The sequence below is a fragment of the Streptomyces sp. LS1784 genome (genome assembly GCF_020103755.1).
Classification (GTDB): Bacteria; Actinomycetota; Actinomycetes; order Streptomycetales; family Streptomycetaceae; genus Kitasatospora.
The window spans coordinates 1-17,158 of sequence record NZ_JAHSQD010000129.1 but is presented as its reverse complement, the minus strand read 5'-3'; the positions used below and the strand labels follow the sequence as shown (position 1 = coordinate 17,158).

Genomic DNA, 17,158 nt, shown 5'->3' with positions numbered 1-17,158 from the left:
CGTCTTTTCAACAAACTGAAGGCCTGGCGAGGCATCGCGACCCGGTATGACAAGAGCCCGGAAAGCTACCTCGCCGGCCTTCACCTCCGCGCCTCGATGATCTGGATCGATGATCTCCTGCTGACCACTGATTGATCACAACATCACACAGGCCCTAGCCGCGATAGGAGTGCGTGGTCAGTGGCCGAGTGCCGTCCGGGTTCATCCGGGGCGCCGGGAACAGCCATCGGCGGCCGCCGGGCCAACGTTTAAGGACGCGCTGCTGCTTGGCGGCGATCTCGCCCTCGACCTCCTCGTCGATGGGGACCAGGGCTTCGCGTTTCATCTTCCGGTTGAGGTAGCGCAGGTAGGCGGCGCCGTCGGTGTCCCGGATGATGCAGTCGAAGGCCAGGTGGCAGGCGTCGCCGACCCGCAGCCCGCAACGCATGAGGATCAAGGTCAGGACCCGGCCGTCGGGGGTGTGCCAGCGGTCGAGGTTGGCGCTCTGTTCGACCTGGGCCATCACATGCTCGGCCAGAGCCCAGGGCAGCCGCTTGTCGGGGCAGGGGAAGTCATCGGGGTCATCTGATGAAATTGCGGCCGCTTCCAAGGTGAGCTCAAAAGTCGCCATGGAGTGATCTTGGAGCGGTGAATTCTCTGTTCAGGGCAACCGTTCTTGGGACTCTACGCCGAAGGAGTCTTCACCCGTCTGACCGCTTTTGCCGCGATCCACCCCGGGAACGATCACGGGCGCACTCAGCGGCGTGCGGAGTCGCTCTGATTTATCGCAATCGGCTCCAGAACTTCTTCTTGGACTTCGTCCACGTTGACCCGACCTGCCCGCCGCTTCCGCCGAACGAACGGGAACCGCCGTGACCACCTTCGCCACCAAGCCGATGCCGATCGCCGAACTGATGGAGATCCCAAAGGCCGATCACGACCTGAAGTGGATCAAGGATAGTCTGCAGTCCGCCATCGCCCTGGAGTTGTCGACCCTGCCGCCCTACCTGTGCGGCATGTGGTCCATCAAGACCAGGAGCTCCGAAGCCGAGGCACTGATCAAGGGCGTCGTCTACGACGAGATGTTCCACATGGGGATGGCGTGCAACATGCTGTCGGCGATCGGTGAGACGCCGCACATCCTCGCCGCGGCCCCGACATATCCCGGCAAGCTGCCGGGCAATGTGCGGCCGACGATCGACGTGTATCTCCAGGGGCTGACCCAGACGTACGTCCGGGAGGTCTTCATGGAGATCGAGATGCCCGAGAGCCCGCTCGCGCCCCTGTACGAGGAGTGGATCACGATCGGAAAGTTCTACGACGCCGTGCGGGACGCGTTCGACAACGTCAAACCGCCCATCGGATCGGGCCATCAGATGGAGAGGCAGATCGGCAGGAACAAGCTGGAGAAGTTCACGTCGGTCGACCAGATCACGAAGGCGATCGACGTGATCAAGGAGCAGGGAGAGGGCACCAGCCACCTCCCCGACGACCCCACCGCCGACGGACGGTTGGCCCACTACTACGGCTTCGGTGAGATCTGGAAGGGGCACAGGCTGGTACCCACGCCCACCGGCCCCACGGCGTACGACTGGATCGGGGATCCGGTCCCCTTCCCCGAGACCTACCCCATGGGAAGGCTCACGGCGGAGCGCTGGCCCAACCCCACGGAGAAGGTGCAGGGACTCCTCACCGCCTTCAACGACAAGTACACCGAGATGCTCAGCCTCATGGAGAAGGCATGGCGGGACGGCGACGACGCCGCGCTGGGCCAGTCGATCATTGCGATGTACGCGCTGAAGCCGGCTGCGCAGGAGTTGATGGCCGAGCCCCTGCGGGATGACAGCGCCCATGTGTACGGGCCCGAGTTCCTCATCCACTCAGCCCACCCCGGCCACCCCAAGCACGCCTGACCCGGGCGATACCGCCGCATATCGCCAGGGTGCGGCTCAGCCGGCGGGCGCACTCGTTGGTAAGCCCACGACGCGTAGCGCCCGCCCTCGTCCCCGAGGTAGCGCTCCAGCACGCCGAGCTGACTCCACGCCGGTGCGCATGCCAGCGCGCTCGTAGCGTCAGGGGAGCTACGCCGTGGGGCGCCGCCGTCGAACCGTGTGTCGGATCGCCGTCGGTGCCAGCCCCACCCCCACGCTCACAACGACCGCCGCCGCGGCCAGCAGAGTGGACCGCCAGGGCCAGGACGCGCCGGTCAGCTCCAGGTGGGCCGAGGGGTACTCGGAGAACTTCGCGGTGGCCAGCGCCGTACGACGGTCGCTGTGCTCGGCAAGGTCCCGCAGCACCGGATCGAAGCCGAACTCCCCGGACCGCCGTCCTCCGCCGGGCAGTTCGGCGGCGAGCCCGTTGCGGCGGGCCCAGTCGCCCAGCGCGCTGCCGAGGCCGGAGGCGTTCTTGACGCCGGGCACCACGAAGCGATCCGCCCCGTGGGCGCCTCCCTTCGCCGGCCGGGTGACGAGGACCAGGCCGTGGCGGGTGGTGACGGTGTCACCGGCGCCGATCACCAGCGTCCGGGTGGCGAAGGAGACTCCGCCGTATCCCTCGAAGGCGGCGGCCGCGTCGATCTCCTCGACGCCGTCGACCAGGCCGATGGCCGTGGTGGGGCGCAGCCACGGGAACGCGGCGTTGAAAGCGTACGGGAGATCGCCGAGGGCGAGATGGTTGGCCGGTATCGTGGTCGGTCCGTCCGGAGTCCAGCCGGGGTAGGACAGACCGGTGCCGATACGGGTCGCCTCCGCCTTGCCGGCGAGTTCCTCGACCAACCGCAGCGCACCCAGGGTGCCGGAGGTGACGCCCGCGGTGGTGGTCACCCGCCCGTCCTCGACGTAGCGCTGCCCGCGCTTCCAGTCGACCTTCGGGTAACTGCGTTCCAGGGAGCCGATGTTGGACCAGAACGACGTGGCGTCGCGGTCGTCGAGCAGACCGGAGGCGGCCAGCAGCTCGGAGCCCGCGCACACCCCGAGGATTCGGGCGCCCTTGCGGTGGCGTTCGACGATCCACTGACGCAAGCGCTCCTCGCCCGCGCCGGTGGGGTCGGTCACGGCGGGCACGACCACCACGTCGGGTTCCGGCAGAGTGCCGTCCGCCACCTCGGCCAGCGTGTGGTCGGGCAGCAGATGGGCGCCGCCGGACAGCGGGGAGACGCGGCGTTCGGCGGCCACCGTGTAGACGAACATTTTCTGCGACTCGGCGAACACCTGATAGGGCGCGAGTACATCGGTGGCCACGGAGCCCTCGTTGCTGACCGCGACCGCCACCGTGGTTCTGCCCTCGGGCACCGGCCGGGCGGCCGGCCACACCCTGGCATCGGATCCGCGGGGGGCGGCGGCGAAGCTGTCGGCCATCGACGCGCTCACCCCCGCGAAGGCGATCCCCGCGAAGGACGCAGCCGCCAGGGCTGTGCCCAGCAGTACCCAGCCGATACGGCGCAGCGCCCGGTGCCGCTTGCGCGGCCCGGAACTCGTCTCGAGCAAGACATACCTCAACAATCCGGGCACGTTTTGGCAGCACGGTGCCGTCGGCCCTCGTGGAAACGGAAAAGGGGGAAGAAGCGGGGGGAAGCAGTTGGGAAAGAGGCCCTTCGCCGAGGAGGCCGGGTCCGTCAGACAGTCGGCCGCAGTGGTGCGCGCAGCAGCGAGGGCGGGGCTCCGAAGGCGTCAGCGACCACCCGGCGCAGCTGCCGGGCGTCGCGGAATCCGCACCGGAGCGCGACCGCCTCCACCGTCAGGTCGGTACCGGACAACAGGGTGCGGGCCCGCTCCAGCCGCAGTTGCCGCTGGTAGGCGAACGGGGTGATGCCGGCGGCTGTGGTGAAGGCCCGCGTCAGACCGCGCGGGGACAGCCCGGCGATGCCGGCGAGTTCACGCAGGGTGAAGGCGGCGTCCAGATGCTGCGCCAGATGGTCCTGCACCCGGTGCACCGCGGGCTGGACATGGTCGCGGTGCCGCAGGAACGGACTGATCTGTGCCGCGTCCCCGTCCCGCCGCAGATACAGCACCAGTTCACGCGCGACTCCCGCGGCCAGTTCCGGGCCGCGCTCCCGCTCGACCAGGGACAACGCGAGATCGATCCCCGACGAGATGCCCGCACTGGTGCTGATCCGCCCGTCGTGCACGTAGAGCGCGGCCTCACGCACCCGGGCCCGCGGGTACCGGTCGCGCATCGCCGAGGTGAGCGACCAGTGGGTCGTGCACGCCCTGCCGTCCAGCAGCCCCGCCTCCCCCAGAACGACTGCACCGCTGCACACGGACGCCACCCGGGCACCCGCGTCGTAGGCCTCGCGCACCCAGCGCACCACGGCGGGTGACACCGGCCGGTCGGATCCGGTCAGCCGGGGGCCCGGCACGAGCACCAGATCACCGGCTGCCGCCCGGCTCGTCGGCAGCGGTGCCAGCCCTGCCAGTCGCAGGCCTTGGGCGGACCGCAGACCATCCGCCTCGGCGACGTACTCCAGCTGGTAGCCGCCGCCGAGATGCGCCGCAGCGTCGAACACCTGCACGGGACCACCGAGGTCCAGCAGATTCACCTCGGGCAGCACCAGTACCAGCACCCGCCCGGTACACCCGTTCATCTCCTCGCTCACCCCGCCACGGTAGGCCGCCACGAACCGTCCGCACGAGGTCTCCCAGGGACGGACGGCGGACAGATCTGGCACTGGTACTCCAGCTGTGGATCGTGATCAGGCGTCGTGAGACGCCGCCCTTCGTGATCGCCAAGCTGCAGTGTGTTGGCAGGACACCCGCCGAGCACCTAGGGCTTGTCCGCCCGATCATGTGACTATCGCCTGCCTTGCTCGTTGGTCCGGGCATGGGGCGGGGTGATCTGACAGATGCCGAGTGGGAACGGCTGAGGCCGTTCCTGCCGGTGAGCAACAGGCGTTGTGGCCGGTGGCGTGACCACCGGCAGGTGATCGACGGGATTCTGCACCGGGTGCGGACGGGCGTTCAGTGGCGTGACCTGCCCGAGCGTTTCGGACCGAGGAAGACCGTCTACGAGCGGCACCGGCTGTGGTCGGCCGACGGGACCTGGGAACGGCTGCTCCAGCAGGTGCAGGCCGAAGCGGACGCGGCAGGCGAGATCGACTGGGACGTCTCGGTCGACTCCACGATCGTGCGGGCCCACCAGCACGCCTCGAGATACCCAGATGCCGGGCGATCCCCCGGATCGGCATGTGCTCGGCCCGGTGCAGCCGACGGATCTCAGCCCAGTCCTCCACGGAAATCGCCCTCTCCTCCTGACCCTCAATGAAGATCAGGATGATCAGACGATCGCGAGGTGGGTCACCGTTGATCCGCCGTTCAGCGGTCAGTTTTCAGGTTCTGGATCACTTTTCGGCAGCGCTGACGGACGGTCACGGCCCCCTCGCGGTAGCCGGATGATCACGTGGCCAGGAGGACGCGCTTGCGTAGCAGCTCCAGGCCGGCCCGGCCGAACATCTGCCGCTTCAGCATCTTAAAAGTTACGTGGAATCTGCCGGGGTGATCATGTCCCTCCGGTGCAACCACGGACTCGGGAGATGTGTTGAGCGGCACGACGGTGCTGATGGAGAAGTGGCCGGTGCTCGGTCGGCACGAGCAGGCGGCGACCTGGCTGACGATCTGGACGGATCTCGGGCGTGCGCCGAGGACGATCGATGCCTATGCCCGCGGGCTGGCCGAGTACCTGCTGATGTGCGAACGGGAGAACGTCGACCCGGTCACCGCGAACCGGGTACATATAGCCGTTTACGTAAGGGAATTGACCTCTCGGCCTCACCGTCGAGGGGCCAATGTGGTCTCGATCGACTCGGGGGCAGGACTGGCCAACGCCACCATCCAGCAGCGCCTGGTGCCGGTCCGCTTGTTCTACGACTTCCTCATGGAGGAGGGCCTGCGGAAGTCGAACCCGGTCGGCCGGGGCCGTTACACCCCGGGGCGCCAGCGGGGCGGGCAGCAGCGCGGGCTGGTGCCGCGGCTGACGAAGCTGCCGTGGATCCCCAGCGAACAGCAGTGGCTGGGGATCCTGCAGGTCGCGCGGGCGGAGCCGGTCCGCAACCGGGTGATGCTGGCCCTGGCCTACGATTCCGCGCTGCGGCGAGAGGAGCTGTGCTCGCTGCGGACCGACGACCTCGATCCGGCCCACCGGACGCTGAGGGTACGGGCGGAGACGACGAAGAACCGGCTGGAGCGGGTGGTGCCGTACTCGGTGTCAACCGGCGTGCTGATGTCGGCCTACCTTGCCCACCGAGCCACGATCAGCCGGGCCAGGGGGCCGCTGTTCCTGTCGGAGTCCCGGCGCAACCACGGACAGCCGCTGACCCTGTGGACCTGGTCGAAGGTGGTCCGCCGGATCGCCCTGGAGGCCGGTGTCCCGCGGTTCTCGACCCACACCACCCGGCACCTGTGTCTGACCGATCTGGCCCGGATGGGCTGGGAGTTGCACGCGATCGCGACCTTTGCCGGCCACCGCAACACTGACTCCACGCTCCAGTACATCCACCTGTCCGGCCGGGACCTGGCCGACAAGCTGGCCCGCGGCATGGAGCACATCCATGCCTGGCGAATACAGATGCTCACCTCCGCGGACGGCACGACGGCGGAGGTGTCGCGGTGACCGCACCACTGCCGGCCATCGCCGCCGAGGACGGGGCCGGACGCTGGTCCTGGCCGATCTCCCCGCCCCGCGACAACGCCGCGGTGACAGTGCGACCTGCCGAGGCCAGAGCCGTGGCCGACCTGGGCGTGCGTAATCTGCGGCGACTGCAGTACCACGACCCGTCCGCGCCGGGCTGGCGCCTGATCGCGCGGCTGCTGGGTCCGCTGGAGGCGGTCAACGCCGCACTGAACTCCCCACCCACCCCGCACCGTCGACGGGCCATGCTCGACGTGATCGCGGTGCTGCTGACGCGGTGCGCGGAGACCGGCCGGACCTTCTGGGGCCGGACCGAAGAGGAATGGTTCCACCTGCTCGGCCGCACCCAGGCCGAGTTCCGCCAGCACGCGCCCGCCTGGGCAGGCGACGAGGTCCGCCCCTATCTCGCGGCGCACGCCTACCTGCTCGGATCCTTCAACGAATTCCACCGACTCGGCAGCGTCCAGCGGCTCACCCTGGCCTGGCGGATCTTCGGACGCGACCGCGTCAACGGCGAGGTCGCACGACTTCGCGCGGTCCTGGTCTCCTGGGGCTACCAGCTCGGCCAGGACGAGGACACCCTGCTGCCGATGGTGGCCAGCCAGCTGTTCCTACTCAACCCGCAGCCCGCATCTTGAGGATCTGGACACCGCACTGTTCGACCGGGTCCGCCGCGACGGGCTGCTGGAAGGCAGCCGGCTGAACACCCTGCACGCGATGCAGCGGGCGGTCGCCGAGCTCGGATTCTGTGATCCTCCGCGTCCCGGCACCGGCCGCCACTCGGCCCGGGCCAGTGGCGGCGCGCCGATCTGGGAACAGTGGGCCAACCGCTGGCACGCCACCTCGACGCTGACCCCGCGCGTTCGCGGCGGCGTCCGCTCGAACCTGCTCAAGGTCGGCCGGTGGACCGCCGCCGAACAGCCCGACGCCGCCGATCCGGCCAACTGGACCCGGCAGACCTGCGCTTCGTGGATCGCCGCGCTGGACCGGATGAAGGTCGGCGACTACGTCCAGCGCACGATCGGGCTGGGTGACCGTCTCGGCAAGCCGCTGGAGGCGCCCAGCAAGGCCGCGCAGATCACCGCGCTGCGGACGTTCTTCCGGGACTGCCAGGAATGGGAGTGGCTGCCCCGCCGCTTCGACCCCCTTCGCGCGTTGGCCATCCCCCGCAGCATCACCGCCCTCCTGGGACCCGACCCCAGGGTGATCGCCGACGAGATCTGGGCGAAGCTTTTGTGGGCGGGCCTGAACCTGGAACCTGCTGACCTGCCCCAGACCCGCTCCGGGCACTTCTACCCTTTTGAACTGGTCCGCGTGGTAACGCTGACCTGGCTGTTCTCCGGACAACGCAGCAACGAGATCGCCCGGTTGAAGGTGGGCTGCATCCGTTGGCAGCACGACGGGACACCGATCGCCGGCGACTCGCAGCAGGTCCTGGCCCGCGACGCGGTCTGCCTGCTCGACGTCCCCACCCACAAGACCGGCACCGCCTTCACCAAACCGGTCGACCCGATCCTCGGCCAGGCCGTCGACGCCTGGCAGGCCGCCCGCCCCGACCAGCCGAAGTTCACCGACCGCCGCACCGGCGAGCTGGTCGACCCGTTGTTTGCGATCCGGGCCCGCCGCGTCTCCACCAGCTACATCAACAACACCATCATCCCGATGCTGTGTCGCAAGGCCGGAGTCCCGGCCGCCGACGTCCGCGGCAACATCACCAGCCACCGTGCCCGGCCCACCATCGCCAGCCAGCTCTACAACGCCAAGGAGTCGATGACTCTGTTCGAGCTGCAGGCCTGGCTCGGACACCGCTCCCCGCAGTCCACCCAGTACTACGCGAAGATCACACCCAACACTCTGTCCAAGGCCTACTCCGAAGCCGGCTACTTCGAGCGCAACGTGCGCACCATCGAGGTCCTCGTCGACCGCGACGCGATCACCACCGGTGCTGCCGCCGGCGGTGAGCCCTGGCAGTACTTCGACCTGGGTCACGGCTGGTGCACCTACACCTTCTTCGAGCAGTGCCAGCACCGGATGGCCTGCGCGCGCTGCGACTTCTATACGCCGAAGAGCTCCAGCAAGGGCCAGTTGCTGGAGGCGAAGGAGAACCTGCAGAAGATGCTCGCGGCCATCCCGCTCACCGACGACGAACGCGCCGCCGTCGACGACGGCCAGGCCGCTCTGGACCAGCTACTGGAACGGCTTACCGACGTCCCCACGCCAGCAGGGCCTACGCCGCGTCAGATCGGCGTCCCAGCTACCGCGACACTACTGCCGATCGTCAACGTGACCGCCCGTCCCCGAGAGTGCGGTCCGGGAGGCCAATGCTGAACCCACGACGGTCACGGCCACTGGGGTTCGCACTGCACCGAGCCGCCTCGACCGGGTATCGTGCGGTCCTGCGAATCCATGCCCCTGTCTTGGGAAAAGAAGTGCAGGATGCACATCCTGGATGACCTCACCGGTCTTTCCCCTCGTGCAAAGAGTCTGCTTGAACGAACCGGCCGGCGCGATGATCCGCAGGAACCTCGGCTCTCCACCGAGTTCCTGCGGATCCGGGACCGCTTCGGCCAGTTGATTCCCACGCCCATGATGCTCGTGATCCGCCGGGAGGGATTCGAGCAGAAGTACGGCGGACTCCGCTACCAAGTGCGAAGCAGCTACACCGTCGAGGGCGAACGCCGCGAGGTGCTTCGCGACTGGCACTACGACCTGGGCCAGAACATGTGGACCGGCGCCGCCGATGGCTGGTACTTCGATTGGTTCGGGGAACGTGTGTCCTCTCCAGTGCGCTACCTGGTGCACACGGACGGACGAGTCGGAGTGGACGATGGAGGCGGCACATTCCTCGAAATCGCCCCGTCCATCCCGGCACTCATCGAATCCCACGCTCTCACCGACACGGTCTCGACCTGGGACCGCACCACCGCCGAGGTCGACAGCTTCGCACTCGCCGAGCAACTCGACAGCCTCACCGACATCCCCGAAGCATCAGGCAGCACCATCCGATGGCGACTGTCCGACAACGTCGCGGTCGAGGAGTTCCGGAACTGGAGCAGCGACGCGCCACGTCGTTGGCGCGCATTCATCTGGAGCCGAGGTGAATCTGGCCGACGCCAGGTTGAAGAGGCCGCTGCCCGAGTAGCGGCCACACAGCAGACCATGACAGCCACCGGATGACAACCGCTGCTTGACAGAGCTGATTCCACAGAATGATCCGGTTGACGGTGCCTTCGACGGGGCCGGAGTTCCAGTGGGTGGTCAGTCCGGCGTGGACGGCGTCGTAGTCGTTGTTCAGGCCGGCGGCGAAGGTGCTGATCCCGGCCAGGCCTGAGGTCATAGCCGCGGTGATCCACTCGGTGAGGTGCTCGCCTTCGAGGCGGGTGAGCATCTCGGCGAAGGACGTGACCAGGCCGGCAGCGGTGTCCAGTTCGGGGCAGTGCGCGAGGATCGCCTTGCGCTGCACTTCCTCATCCAGGGTGAGCCCGGCGGGGTGACGGGTCAGCCAGCCGGTGACCTGCCGGATCGAGGGCGGTGGGGGTGGTGGCGGTGCGCTGTCCGGGGCGATGAGGGCTTGGCGCTTCCATTGGGCGAGGAGCGTGAGGCCGCCCCGGTAGCCCCGCGCGGTGATCTCCTCGAACAGCACGCGCCCAGTGATCTTCCCGCCGGTCTCCTCCCAGCGTCGGACCAGGTAAGGCTTGAACGGGTCGAGCTTGCTCGCCCGGGGGCGACGGTCCTTCATCATGTCCTGCCAGCGTGCGGCGTGCGCGTAGCGGCGGATGGTGTAGCGGCTCCATCCGAGGTGGCGGGCGACCTCGCGCATACTCATGCCGCGCTCCAGCAACTCGTGGACCAGGGCGTGGTGGACAATCCGCCGCTCCGCCATCCGTCCTGTGGGGTCGGCCGGCTGCTCGATCTCCTCCTCGACGTCGGCGCTGTCGTCGGCGGGGAGCGGGGTCTCCCACTGCGGTTCGGGCTCCGGCTCGATCATCGGGAGGCTGTTCAGACAGGAGCGGTGGTCGAGGACGGTGCGTTCGACGGCCTGGGTGAGGTTGTGCCACAGGTGGTAGCGGTCGGCGATCTGCTGGGCCTGGGGCGCGTCGGAGCTCGCGGCTTCCGCGTAGGCGCTGGCGCGGTCGCGGCAGATCACCTCGACCTGCGGTTGGTCGGCGAGCCATGGACCGAGCGTGGACGCGTCGCGGTCCGGGAGCAGGTCCAGGACCCGGTGGGTGGTGGCGTCGATGATCACGGTGCCGTAGACGTGGCCCTTGCGAAGTGCGAAGTCGTCCACCCCAATCGCGGTCGGAGCGCCAACGGGCAGGTCCGGCAGCTCCATCACCCGTCGCAGCAGCGTGCTGCGGCTCCCGCGCAGCCCCAGCAGCCGGACCATACGTTCACCGGCCCGACCGGCGAGCGCCAGCCCCACCGCCGCGACCGCCGAGCGCAGCCGCTCGGTGCTCTGCCCGTGCCGGCGCGTCAGGCCATCGACCTGCTCGACGAATGTCCGCCTCGGACATGACCGAGCAAAGCAAGCGAGCCGGCGTACCCGCAGTGCGAGTACGACCCGCCGCCCCGCGCTCGGCAGATCGGCTGGGAACCGCAGGTAGGAGCCGTGTACACGACTTGACCAGGTGCCGCAGCCGGGGCACCTGGCGCCGTCAGTGGTCGACCGAGCTTCCACCCGCACCACGGAGCCGGCCGATTCCACCCCGACAACCGCCACCTCCGACACCGATGGGAACAGCAACTCCCTGAACAGGGACCACGATTGCGTCACAGCCGCCGACTGTCAGCTACACAGAACCCGAGCCGACGACTTTCAGTCGATCTACGAGCCTGCCGAGAGCGAGTGATCCGTTACGGAACGTCACCGGTCACACAACCTGAGCCAGAACCCCGTTTGCCCCGCCGAAAACAAGGGCGGGCCAGCGCTCGCCGGGTTTGTAGCCGTGCCCGCGGGGGCGTTCGCGCATCTTGCCGATGGTGCCCTTCGCGGTCTGCTTGATCACGGTGAGGACCGCGAGCCCCGCCGGGTCCCTGGTGCTCTTGAGGGCGGCCATGGCGTCCAGGAACGCGACCGGGTCGCGGTCGGCGAGGGTGAGCGGGACGCCGAGTGCGGCCATCGTGTCCACATACGCCTGGCGCAGGCTCTTGTGCCACGGGTCCAGGTAGGGGCCGTGCTCGTGGCGCAGCCAGGCCTCGGTGGGCTGCACGATGGCGCCGAGCTCCACTGCGTAGGCGACCTTCACCGTGCTGTACCAGGCCGGGCCCGTCGGCCGGGACCCGTCCGCGGTGAACGGCAACGGGAGCAGCGGGTCCGTGTCGACGCTGGACAGGTCAACCAGCCAGGAGCCGGGGACCGCCTTGTCGAAGACGGGGGTTCAGCTCGTGCACGGGGCCGGACAGCGGCAGGGTGAGGCGGCCGGCGGCGGCGAGGAAGGCCATGTTGACGTCCAGGCCGACCGCGAACGGCGCGGCCTGTTCCTGCTCGATGAGCGGGCGGTGCCAGTCCCACGCCTCGGTGACCAGCTCCCCGCCCGCCTCGCGGTCCTGGGCGAGCGGGTGGATGTCCGGGACCTCCGGCGGCGCCGGATCGAACGCGTCCTTCGGGCGCGAGCCCTCCACCACGCCCGAGGTCCAGCCGGACTCGGTGCGCACCGTGCGGGTCGGCGGGCGCAGCGCGGTTACCAGCTCCAGGCCGGAGACGGCGGTGGAGCCGCGCGGGGTGAGGACGCGGGTGGCGTAGGTGCCGAGGAGGCGGGCGAGGTCGGGGGCATCGAGGTCGTCGGGGGTCTGCCAGTCGCCGCTCGTGAGGGCGCCCCAGGCGGGGATGCAGAGCTGCACGCACACCCGCTTGCCGTCCTCGGGCGTGCGCGGCCGATGCCCCGTTGGGTGAGCAGCCACCCGGCCTTCTCAATCTGTCTGACGGCCTTGTGGGTCTTCGGGAGCCGGCCGAGCCGGGGGACGAACTCCTTCTTCTCGTCCCGGCCCATCGCTGGGAGCCCGATCTCGGCAAGGGCGGCGTCGGTGAGGACGACCAGGGCGTCGCCGTCCTTGCCGTGCGGGTGCAACCTGGGCGAGCCCAGCTTGGTCTCCAGCGCCCACTCGACGACGTCGGCAAGCGTGCGCCCAGCCGGGGCGGTCGGCGCCGGCTCGCCGTCGGCAAGGTAGGCCACCAGGCCCCGACCGGACGGAGCGACGTCCACCATCGCGAGCCGACCGGCCGGGAACCGGGCGAAGGCCGAGGCCTCCCAGTCGAACGGCCCCTCAGCCTTCGGCGCCGTCTTGGACGGTGCCTTGCGCGCCCGCGACGAGGCCGCCGGACGCGACGACCCGGGGCGGCGCAGCGCAGCCACCGGACCGGTGGCGGTGGCGGGAGCGGCCTGGCGGGGCGCAGCGACCGAAGCGACCGAGGCAGCCGGCTCAGCCGCAGCCTGCGGGACGGCCGGGACGGCGCCGGGGCGGCAAAACCCGCCCAGATGCATCGGGCGGCCCTGGGCGCGGTAGACCGACGGCCGCCCGCACCGCACACACAGCGCCGGTGGAGCCATCAGCAGCGAGCCGTCCGGGTCCTGCTCCAGCATCACCGACTGCGCCGCCGGGGCCGGCTGCTCGGGCACCGAGACGGCAGCCGGCGCGGGCTGGACCGGGGCCTGGGCCGCTGCGGTCTCGTCGGCGAGACGCACGAGGCTGGCGGCCTGCGCGCGGCGCAGCCACTCGGTGGGCTCCAGCGTCCACTGCTGAGAGGGCGTTAAGTCCGTTTCTGGTAGATGCCTCGTCCGGGTTGGGTGAGGAATCCCTGGCGGGTGAGGCGTCCGAGGCGGGAGCGGGTGACATTCAGGGAGGGGTCGTCGGTGGGCCAGCTGAGGAGTTCGTGCAGTTCGCGGACGTGGAAGGGCTGGTCGGGGTGGTGGTTGAAGGTGTCCAGGACCTGCTGGTAGGCGGTAGCCGGTTCGTCGGGCTGAGGGTCGGTGCCGTCCGGCGTGATCTCCTGGACGATCTTTCGGGCCGTGGCCAGCTCGGCCAGGCGGCCCTCGGTCTCGGCCAGGGCGGTGGTGAGGTGCTCGATCTGCCGCCGTAGGTCGTCGGCCCGGGCCATGGCCTGTTCATGCCGGACCTGGAGGTCCCTCAGGAGGTCGGCGACGTTCACGCGGCTACCTCGTAGGCGTCGCGCCAGGCTGGGGCGGGGGTGGTGAGGCGGCGGGCCATGTTCGCGGTGGACGCCCAGTAGACGCGGGAGGCGGCGTTGTCGGGCCGGTGGTCGTACTCGCGGGCCAGGCGCCGGTGGAGCATCAACGTGCCGTTTACCTGTTCGACCACCCACCGCTTCGGCTGCGGGATGAAGCCTTTGGCCTTGTCGTCGGGGTTGCGGCGGACGGTCTCGACGGTGATGCCGAGCAGGGCGCCGTGGATGACGGTCTCGTCCTTGAAGCCCTGGTCGACCAAGGCCTTTTCCAGGCGGTTGCCGCACCGCTCGGCGGCCTGGGTGAGCAGGGCGGTGCCGGCGGCGTTGTCGTGGGCGCAGGCCGCGAGGACGACGACCCCGATGATCAGGCCCAGCACGTCGACCACAAGCCCGCGCTTGCGGCCCGGCACCTTCTTGCCGGCGTCCAGTCCCGTCGTGGTCTTCGGGACCCCGGCCGCCGCACGAACGGACTGGGTGTCGATGATCACGAGGGACGGGTCCTCTAATCGCTTGGCCCTCTCCCGCACCTGACAGCGCAGCAGCTCCTGTATTCGCTGGTCAAGGCCGTCCTGGCGCCACAGCGTGAAGTAGTAGAACACCGCCGACCACGGCGGCAGGTCGTGCGGGAGGTAACGCCACTGACAGCCCGTCCGGTTCTGGTAGAAGATCGCGTTCACGACCTCCCGCAGGTCGCAGGACCCGGGGTCCCCGGTCGCCGACCGGGCCACCCGCTCCTGCTTCCACGACTCGATCATCGGTCTGACCAGTTCCCACTGCTCGTCTGTCACGTCACTCGGATACGCCGGTCTCTCCATACGCCGCACAACATCACGCACCCCCCCGGCCAGCACGTCAGTTCATCGAACGATCACACGAACGAGCGATCCCCAACCGTGAGTAAAGGGACTTAACGTCCTCTGACGCTCCTCGTCCGGCCAAACATACCGCCGCCTGGAGCCTGGGCGGCGGGAAGCGAGGGATGCCGGATCTGCCGTGGGCCGACGTCGGGAACTTCTTCGACTCTGACGCGTAAATAGAAGCCCAAGTAGATGGGGTTTTGGCATGACTCAGCACCCGATCACTGGGATGGCGATCGGGTGCTGGGTGGATGGTCAGGCTGCGGTGTCGATCGGGTTGAGGGTCACCTGGTAGCCGAGCTGGTTGAGGGCGTTGACCGCCCGGCGGGCGGCGCGTTCAGGGTCGCGCTGGGTGAAGTAGTCGCCGCCGAGCTCGTGGTAGGGCTTGTGGTCGGTGAGCATGTGCCAGATCGCGGTGATGATCGAGTGCTCGACGGCAACGAGGGCCTTCAGCGGGCCCCGGCGGGCGGCCAGTCGTCTGTAGCGGGCGGCCAGGTAGGCGTTCTTGGTTCTGGCCGCACCGAACGCGGCCAGTCCCAGGGCGCCCTTGAGGTAGGGATTGCCGGGGCGGACCTTGGTGTTCTTCGCCCGGCCGGCGGACTCGTGGTGTCCCGGGCAGACCCCGGCCCAGGAGGCCAGGTGCTTGGCTGAGGCGAACCGGCTCATGTCACCGCCGGTCTCGGCGACGATCACCTCGGCGACAACCCGGTTGATCCCGGGGATGGTGTCGAGCAGGTCCAACACGGGACGAAAGGGTGCCATCGCCTCCTCGATCCGCTCGTCCAGTTTCTGGACCGCCCGGGTGAGCTGGTCGTAGTGGTCCAGATGAAGCCGGGCCAGGAACGCGTGGTGTTCGCGGAAGCGACTGGTCAGGGCCTCGGTGAGCTCGGGGATCTTGTTGCGGAGCTTGCGCTTGGCCATCTCCGCCAGGATCTGGGGGTCGTGTTCGCCGGCGATGAGAGCCTCCAGCATGGCCCGTCCGGAGACGCCCATGATGTCGGATGCGACGGCGGAGAGCTTGATGCCGGTGTCCTCCAGCAGCTTCTCCAGGCGCTGGACGACCTGCCCGCGTTCGCGGGTGGTCTGGGTGCGGGCCCGGGTCAGGTCCCGCAGTTCACGCACGGGCTGCCCGGGAACGAACGATGCCCTGACCAGGCCGTGGGCGCCGAGCTGGGCCAGCCAGGCCGCGTCGGAGACATCCGTCTTGCGGCCGGGCAGGTTCTTCACCTGCCGGGCGTTGACCAGGATCACATTCAAGTCCTCGGCCAGCAGGTAGTAGAAGGGCTTCCAGTAGTCCGACGTCGCCTCGATCACCACCAGCGTGACCTCGGCGGCGAGCAGGTGCTCGCGCAGGGCGAGTACCGCGTTCGTCGTCGAGCCCCACGTCGTGGTCTCGGTGGAGAACGATCCCCTCCGCTTGGTGTTCGGGGTGCGGACACAGACCTTGGCGTCCTTCTTGCTGATGTCCAGACCGGCACAGCGTTCATGCAGCACATCCACGGCCCTGTTCCTCCCTCGCAGACGGCCCACCGGTTCGCCGTTCCGGGAGGGCCAGGGTGTAGCAGGAATTCTGACGCCCGTGCTCGTAGCAACACTCCACGGTTCCCGTGGACGGCCCTCAGTGCCACGCTGACCTGCGAGCTCACAGGCATCACAGAAACATCGGTTTCGGCCGGAACGGACCTCTCAAGCTTCCCGGCCGGTGCCCGCCCTCGTCAGAGGCGTCCGGAAGCGCACCTCGGGCGCGCGCCACGGCATTTACCAGGCCCCCGGCGCGCACCGAAGGTGCGCTGGATCGCTGACCTGATGAGTGAGGATCCGGACGGCGACCGGCTCACGCCCCGTCGGCGAGGATCAGTTCGGCCATCGCAAGCAAGCCCCTGAAGACCCTGAGTCCCTCCCGGTACTCCGCCGAACGCGCCAGCAGCGCTACGGCCGCACGGAGCTTCGGGAGGCAGTCCCGGAGAACCTCGGCGTGGCCCGGGCCAGGAACGCCACCGTTCCTGAGGTAGGTCATGACGCAGCCAGCCATGTTGAAATCCAGGTACGCCAGATCGTGTCTGTCGTCGAACGGCACGTCGGGGAACGGCCCGGGGTGGTGCGCGGCCCACAGGAGGGCCACCTCGCTGACGATCGCCCGGTGCCGGTCGGGCCCGGGAGGCGGGACAAGGGTGGTCATGAAGCGATCCTCCCGTACACGCCGGGCCCCACCGGCCGCCGGGCCTACTTCGACTTGGCCGAGAGCACCCCATCGTCGCCCACCTCGGCACGGCCGGCCCCATGGGCGTCATCGCCGAACAACAGCTACGCATCCTCGCCCGCCCGTTCCTGTAGCCCTGAGCGACGCGGGTTCCCACGGCCGGCCGCGGGAACGATCCGAGCATTAGGCCATGTCCTGCCGATCAGTTGAGTCGTTGATACGACTATGGGGAGTAGGGGTGATCTGACTGACAGTCAATGGGAGCGGCTCCGGCCGCTGCTGCCGGTGAGCAACGGGCGTTGTGGCAGGTGGCGGGAC

At 69.0% G+C, this 17,158-nt stretch carries 15 protein-coding genes and 2 pseudogenes; 6 read left to right on the top strand and 11 right to left on the bottom strand.

Features of this window, described 5'->3' with window-relative positions; genetic code table 11:
• Positions 1 to 154: 154 nt before the first annotated feature.
• A complete protein-coding gene (locus KS423_RS17375) occupies positions 155 to 610 on the bottom strand; it encodes a hypothetical protein (protein ID WP_224280281.1) in 456 nt (151 codons plus the stop codon).
• A gap of 241 nt (positions 611 to 851) precedes the next feature.
• Here KS423_RS17375 and KS423_RS17370 point away from each other — a divergent pair, with 241 nt between their 5' ends.
• Positions 852 to 1,892 (top strand): ferritin-like protein, encoded by a 1,041-nt coding sequence (locus KS423_RS17370; RefSeq protein ID WP_224280279.1) that lies wholly within the window; start codon positions 852 to 854, stop codon positions 1,890 to 1,892.
• A 168-nt stretch (positions 1,893 to 2,060) separates the two neighbouring features.
• Here KS423_RS17370 and KS423_RS17365 read toward each other — a convergent pair whose 3' ends face one another.
• Both KS423_RS17365 and KS423_RS17360 read right to left on the bottom strand, forming a co-directional pair.
• The gene (locus KS423_RS17365; protein ID WP_224280277.1) at positions 2,061 to 3,464 is read right to left on the bottom strand and encodes a DJ-1/PfpI family protein; all 1,404 of its coding nucleotides are present in this window, start codon (positions 3,462 to 3,464) and stop codon (positions 2,061 to 2,063) included.
• A gap of 128 nt (positions 3,465 to 3,592) precedes the next feature.
• Positions 3,593 to 4,573, bottom strand: a complete 981-nt coding sequence (locus KS423_RS17360; RefSeq protein WP_224280275.1) for a GlxA family transcriptional regulator — start codon at positions 4,571 to 4,573, stop codon at positions 3,593 to 3,595.
• Positions 4,574 to 4,797: 224 nt separating this feature from the next.
• Here KS423_RS17360 and KS423_RS17355 point away from each other — a divergent pair.
• Positions 4,798 to 5,124 (top strand): annotated as a pseudogene (locus KS423_RS17355) (IS5 family transposase); the annotation flags it as partial.
• On the opposite strand, the pseudogene KS423_RS48510 reads toward KS423_RS17355, so the two are convergent.
• Positions 5,120 to 5,212 (bottom strand): annotated as a pseudogene (locus tag KS423_RS48510) (helix-turn-helix domain-containing protein); the annotation flags it as partial. The pseudogenes KS423_RS17355 and KS423_RS48510 sit on opposite strands and share 5 nt — an antisense overlap.
• A gap of 299 nt (positions 5,213 to 5,511) precedes the next feature.
• Here KS423_RS48510 and KS423_RS17350 point away from each other — a divergent pair.
• The 4 genes from KS423_RS17350 to KS423_RS17335 all read left to right on the top strand — a co-directional run bounded on the left by KS423_RS17350 (position 5,512) and on the right by KS423_RS17335 (position 9,777).
• Complete coding sequence (locus KS423_RS17350) at positions 5,512 to 6,582, top strand: site-specific integrase (protein ID WP_224280273.1); 1,071 nt, start codon at positions 5,512 to 5,514, stop codon at positions 6,580 to 6,582.
• The gene (locus KS423_RS17345) at positions 6,579 to 7,238 is read left to right on the top strand and encodes a hypothetical protein (RefSeq protein WP_224280271.1); all 660 of its coding nucleotides are present in this window, start codon (positions 6,579 to 6,581) and stop codon (positions 7,236 to 7,238) included. The genes KS423_RS17350 and KS423_RS17345 overlap by 4 nt, the downstream gene beginning before the upstream one ends.
• 79 nt (positions 7,239 to 7,317) lie before the next feature.
• The gene (locus KS423_RS17340; RefSeq protein ID WP_224280269.1) at positions 7,318 to 8,928 is read left to right on the top strand and encodes a tyrosine-type recombinase/integrase; all 1,611 of its coding nucleotides are present in this window, start codon (positions 7,318 to 7,320) and stop codon (positions 8,926 to 8,928) included.
• A 108-nt stretch (positions 8,929 to 9,036) separates the two neighbouring features.
• The gene (locus KS423_RS17335; RefSeq protein ID WP_224280267.1) at positions 9,037 to 9,777 is read left to right on the top strand and encodes a hypothetical protein; all 741 of its coding nucleotides are present in this window, start codon (positions 9,037 to 9,039) and stop codon (positions 9,775 to 9,777) included.
• Here KS423_RS17335 and KS423_RS17330 read toward each other — a convergent pair.
• From KS423_RS17330 to KS423_RS17300, 7 genes are all read right to left on the bottom strand, one after another.
• A complete protein-coding gene (locus KS423_RS17330; protein ID WP_224280283.1) occupies positions 9,683 to 11,278 on the bottom strand; it encodes an ISL3 family transposase in 1,596 nt (531 codons plus the stop codon). The genes KS423_RS17335 and KS423_RS17330 overlap by 95 nt on opposite strands.
• A gap of 193 nt (positions 11,279 to 11,471) precedes the next feature.
• The gene (locus tag KS423_RS17325; protein WP_224280266.1) at positions 11,472 to 11,900 is read right to left on the bottom strand and encodes a hypothetical protein; all 429 of its coding nucleotides are present in this window, start codon (positions 11,898 to 11,900) and stop codon (positions 11,472 to 11,474) included.
• A 34-nt stretch (positions 11,901 to 11,934) separates the two neighbouring features.
• Complete coding sequence (locus KS423_RS17320) at positions 11,935 to 12,501, bottom strand: hypothetical protein (protein ID WP_224280264.1); 567 nt, start codon at positions 12,499 to 12,501, stop codon at positions 11,935 to 11,937.
• Positions 12,502 to 13,348: 847 nt separating this feature from the next.
• Positions 13,349 to 13,747: a hypothetical protein gene (locus KS423_RS17315; RefSeq protein WP_224280262.1), complete on the bottom strand. Its 399-nt coding sequence runs from the start codon at positions 13,745 to 13,747 to the stop codon at positions 13,349 to 13,351.
• Positions 13,744 to 14,598, bottom strand: a complete 855-nt coding sequence (locus tag KS423_RS17310) for an IS5 family transposase (protein ID WP_224280260.1) — start codon at positions 14,596 to 14,598, stop codon at positions 13,744 to 13,746. The genes KS423_RS17315 and KS423_RS17310 overlap by 4 nt, the downstream gene beginning before the upstream one ends.
• Before the next feature lie 297 nt (positions 14,599 to 14,895).
• On the bottom strand, positions 14,896 to 16,140 hold the full coding sequence (locus KS423_RS17305) for an IS110 family transposase (RefSeq protein ID WP_224280258.1): 1,245 nt from the start codon (positions 16,138 to 16,140) through the stop codon (positions 14,896 to 14,898).
• Between the two features lie 334 nt (positions 16,141 to 16,474).
• Complete coding sequence (locus KS423_RS17300; RefSeq protein WP_224280256.1) at positions 16,475 to 16,819, bottom strand: hypothetical protein; 345 nt, start codon at positions 16,817 to 16,819, stop codon at positions 16,475 to 16,477.
• Positions 16,820 to 17,158: the final 339 nt, after the last annotated feature.